General features: G+C 67.6%; 5 protein-coding genes. 1 reads left to right on the forward strand and 4 read right to left on the reverse strand.

Annotation, left to right across the window (positions count from 1 at the left end; translation table 11 throughout):
• Positions 1 to 1,057 (reverse strand): flagellar basal-body MS-ring/collar protein FliF (gene fliF, locus Q0S71_RS10205; RefSeq protein ID WP_295994475.1); only part of this gene is annotated, 1,057 nt, incomplete at its 3' end.
• A 271-nt stretch (positions 1,058 to 1,328) separates the two neighbouring features.
• Here fliF and fliE point away from each other — a divergent pair.
• Positions 1,329 to 1,712: a flagellar hook-basal body complex protein FliE gene (gene fliE, locus Q0S71_RS10210; RefSeq protein WP_295994479.1), complete on the forward strand. Its 384-nt coding sequence runs from the start codon at positions 1,329 to 1,331 to the stop codon at positions 1,710 to 1,712.
• Between the two features lie 25 nt (positions 1,713 to 1,737).
• On the opposite strand, the gene Q0S71_RS10215 is transcribed toward fliE, so the two are convergent.
• From Q0S71_RS10215 to Q0S71_RS10225, 3 genes are all read right to left on the reverse strand, one after another.
• Entirely contained in the window at positions 1,738 to 2,499 is a 762-nt protein-coding gene (locus Q0S71_RS10215) for a flagellar brake protein (protein WP_295994482.1), read from the reverse strand.
• A gap of 13 nt (positions 2,500 to 2,512) precedes the next feature.
• A complete protein-coding gene (locus Q0S71_RS10220; RefSeq protein WP_295994489.1) occupies positions 2,513 to 2,860 on the reverse strand; it encodes an EscU/YscU/HrcU family type III secretion system export apparatus switch protein in 348 nt (115 codons plus the stop codon).
• On the reverse strand, positions 2,829 to 3,943 hold a 1,115-nt coding region (locus Q0S71_RS10225; RefSeq protein WP_295994485.1), incomplete at its 5' end, for a flagellar hook-length control protein FliK. The genes Q0S71_RS10225 and Q0S71_RS10220, both read right to left, overlap by 32 nt.

Below are 3,943 nucleotides of genomic sequence, written 5' to 3' on the forward strand. Positions count from 1 at the left end.
CGCCCGGTGCCGCGTTGGCGGCCGGCGGCGGCGCGTTCAGGGGCGCCGTGGCCGTGCCCGGCGGCTGGTTCGACAGCGCGCCCGGCACGCCGGACGGGTTGGCGTTGCCGGCGCCCGAGGTTTCATTGGTTTGCTGGCTGCGGATGGCGGAGGCGGCCGGCGGCGAGTTCGGCTTGTAGGTTTCGGCGGCCTGCTCCACCTGCGAGAAGTCGACGTCGGCGGTGGCCTCGGCGCGCACATTGCCGTCGCCGACGATGGGGATGATGATCGATTCGACTTGCTTGATGACCGAGGTCTGCAATTCTTTCACGTACTTGAGCTGGGTGTCGTCCAGGCCCTTGGCGCTGCCGGCGGCGCCGCTTTTATTGGTGTCGGAAATGAGGTTGCCGGCCTGGTCGACGACGGTGACGTTGGCCGGCATCAGGTCCGGCACGCTGGAGGCGACCAGGTGGACGATGGCGCCGACCTGCTGCGGGTCGAGCACGCGGTTGGGGTGCAGGGTCAGCAGCACCGACGCGGTCGGCTTTTGCTGTTCGCGCACGAACACGGACGGTTTCGGCAGCGCCAGGTGGACGCGCGCGCTTTCGACGGCGGCCAGCGATTCGACCGAGCGGGCCAGCTCGCCCTCCAGGGCGCGCTGGTAATTGACCTGTTCCAGGAATTGCGACACGCCCAGCTTCTGGTTTTCCATCAGCTCGAAGCCGACGTTGCCGCCCTTGGGCAAGCCTTCGGCCGCCAGTTTCAAACGGATGTCGTGGACCTGGTCGGTCGGCACCAGGATGGCGGTGCCGCCTTCGGAAAACTTGTGCTTGACGTTCAGCTTGTCGAGTTCGGCCGTGATGGCGCCGCCGTCGCGGTCGGAAAAGTTGGAAAACAGCACGCCGTATTCGGGCGGCTTGTTCCACAGCCACAGCGCCAGGATCACGGCCAGCACACCGGCGCCGGCCAGGCCGCGCAGGAAATTCTTCCCCATCGGTGTCTGGATGAAGGGCAATTTCCCGCCGTCGGGGCCGTTGGCCGCCGCCGCGTCGATGTCGAGTTCTTCCGCTACTGCCATGATGGTGTGATTCCGCGTACGTGGTGGGTGATCCGGTTGTCGTCGCCATCGTCCGCACGGGGAGATGGACCATGGTGCCTATTATCGGCCGGCGCGGGCCCATCCCATCGGCCAAACAGAAGCCCGTTTCCGGCCCTGCTCGGGGCTGCGGCTGGCGCGCGCGCTGCTATTCTGGGAGCCTGACAGAGCCTCGTACCAGCGTCTATTGTACCGCTGGGGCCGGGCTCGTGCGGTGGATTTCTTTCCGCTGCGGCAACACAATGGAGCGATGATGAAAACAGGCGGCATAGCGGGGATAGACAGCAGCCAGATCCAGGCCATGATGGCGCAGCTGAAGGCGGCGGCCAGCCGGCCGCAGGTGGCGGTGCCGGACGCGGCCGGCCTGGGCGTGGCCGGCGTGGCCGGCACGCCGACGGAAACGCCGGCGGCCAAGGTCAATTTTTCGGACGCGCTGAAGGCGCAGCTCGACGCCGTCAACGGCAGCATGGTCGAGGCCGGCGCCAAGGGCAATGCTTTCACGCGCGGCGACGACAGCGTCAGTTTGTCGGATGTGATGATTTCGATGCAAAAGGCCAGCATCAACTTCCAGGCGTCGATACAGGTGCGCAACAAGCTGGTGTCGGCCTATCATGACATTATGAATATGCAAGTGTAGGGGCCGGCGACCCCGGTCCGGACTGTCAGCTCAGCCCGGCGATGCGGGCGTTGCGCTCGCGCTCGAGCTTGGTGATGTAACGCTGCACCTGGGACAGCATGCCGCGCGGGATGTCGACGAACTGGCAGCCGAGGCGGCGGTTCGATTTGTTGTTCAACAGCGTCAGGTCGATGGAGTTGCGGATTTGCAGCGTCGTCGTCACCGTGCCGGTGTCGGGCAGGTCGATGCGGCAATCGACGTAGTTGTTGCCGATGGTGTCGCCCAACACCAGCTTGTTGTCGAGGAAGGCGATGCCGCCGCAGCTGATGTCGGCCAGCGGGAAGGTGTTGCTGCCGCCGCCGAGCTCGGCCGGCAGCGCGATCACCACCCGCACCGGGTTGCTGACCGGCGTGCTCATGCGGTAAAACTCGCGCCGCTGCAAGCGGATCAGCGTCGGCGGCAGCGCGATCTTCAGCGCCGCGTTGCCCTCGAACGTAGTCGCCTCGGCGCGCTCGGCCGAAAACAGGATGCGGATCTTGTCGAGCGTCGTCTCGAAGGAAATGTGGCCGGCGCCGAGGATGCGCTGGTTTTGTTGCAGGTCGATGGAACTGTCCAGTATCACGGCGTTGCTGTCGGGCTGGACGTCGAGGATGGACGTGACGCAGACGTCCGATTCGCCGTGCACCAGCATGCGGATCAGCTGATTCTTTTCGCCGATGCCGCGCATCAGGGAAATGATTTCCCTGCGCGACTCGACTTCAAAATCGTGCCAGTTTTCCAAGTCCGCTTCCTGAAAGAGTGATTGCATCAAAGCCAGTCTGTTATAAATCGCCAAAAGGAGCGGGGGCTGGCGGCGCCGGCGGCGGCACGCCAGATTTTTGCGCTGATTCAATATGATATAGCCAGGCCAGCAGTTCCGCAATCGTGCGATACAGCGTGGCCGGAATCTGTTTGTCGAGGTCGATTTCCATCAACAGCGACACCAATTCCTTCGATTCGTGCACGAACACGCCGTGTTCGCGGGCCACGGCGATGATCTGCTCGGCCACCAGGCCGCGCCCCTTGGCCACGACCTTGGGCGCGTCGCCGCCTTCGTAGGCCAGCGCGACGGCGCTCTGGGCCGGGCGGCGCGTGGGGTCAGGCGGGGTCTGGGCCGACGCCGCCGGCATCGTCGGCAGGGAGGGAATGATGGGTGTCGGCATGGAGGATCAGGGCGGGTATGGTGTAGGGCTGCGCGGTGGCGGCCGTCGTGGTGGTGCTTGCGTTTCTAGCTGATGCGGCGGCCGTGGCCGCTGGTTCGAGGTCGGCGGCGATGGCCAGCGACGACAGAGGGGCGCCGGCGGCGGCCATCGCCGTCTCCAGCTCGCCGGCGTAGGCGCGCAGGGTGGCGACGGTGTCGTCGCTGTCGGCCAGCACCTGCACGTGGACCTGGTCGTCGACGATGGTGACGGCGGCCGAAATCTGGCCCAGCAGCGGGAAGCGGAAGCGCACGCCGCTGCGCCACACCGCTTCCGGCTCGCCGCCGTCGGCGTCCTTGCCGTCGCGGCCCTGGCGTTGCTCGCGCCGTATATCCCACTGCATCTGCTGGCCCGGCCAGGCCTGGCCGGTCCACTGCACGCGCGCCTGTTCCTGGGTGTGCAGTTGCTGGTTGACCAGCTGGGCGGCGCCGAGGTCGGGCCCGGCGTTCGCGGGACGCGGCGGCGCCGCCGCTTCTTCCATCATGCGCTGCATCTGCGGTTCGCGCAGCAGCTCGGGCAGGCTGCGCTCACCCTTGATCCAGTCCGCCACGTGGGATTCGTAGAACAGGCCGCTTTCGTTGATGGTGTCGCGCAAGGTCTTGGCCAGCTGGGCCGGTTCGGGCGCGCCGGCGCCCACCAGCGGCGCTTTGCCGGTCAGCGTCATCGGGGTGCCGGGCAGGCTTTGCGCGGCGCTCAGCAGGATGGTCAGCTCGCGGCCGGAGCTGCTGAGCGCCGCGCCCGGCGTGCCGGCGTTGAGTTCGGGCAGCTGGTCGGCCGGCGTCAGCGGCGCCCGGCCCAGCAGCGCGGCGGCCAGCGTCGGCAGTTTTTGCGCCAGGGCGGCCATCGCGGCGGCGCTCGGCGGCGGTGCGTTGGACAGGGGGGAGGCCGGGGCGGACGCTGGCGTCAGTCCGGCGGAAAGGGCGGCGGCCAGCGCGGCACCATTGGCGCGGACGCCGGCCGCGGCGCTGTTGGCCAGCGCGGCGGCGGCCGAGGCCGGGTTCGGCGCCGCGCCGG

Origin of the sequence: Rugamonas sp. (genome assembly GCF_025354735.1) — a bacterium.
Classification (GTDB): Bacteria; Pseudomonadota; Gammaproteobacteria; order Burkholderiales; family Burkholderiaceae_D; genus Rugamonas.

What these genes read in the sequence shown, in the direction of transcription:
- Q0S71_RS10215 (WP_295994482.1), bottom strand. Translation starts at nt 2,499, where the DNA reads ATGCAATCACTCTTTCAGGAAGCGGACTTGGAAAACTGGCACGATTTT.
- fliE (WP_295994479.1), top strand. Translation starts at nt 1,329, where the DNA reads ATGAAAACAGGCGGCATAGCGGGGATAGACAGCAGCCAGATCCAGGCC.
- Q0S71_RS10220 (WP_295994489.1), bottom strand. Translation starts at nt 2,860, where the DNA reads ATGCCGGCGGCGTCGGCCCAGACCCCGCCTGACCCCACGCGCCGCCCG.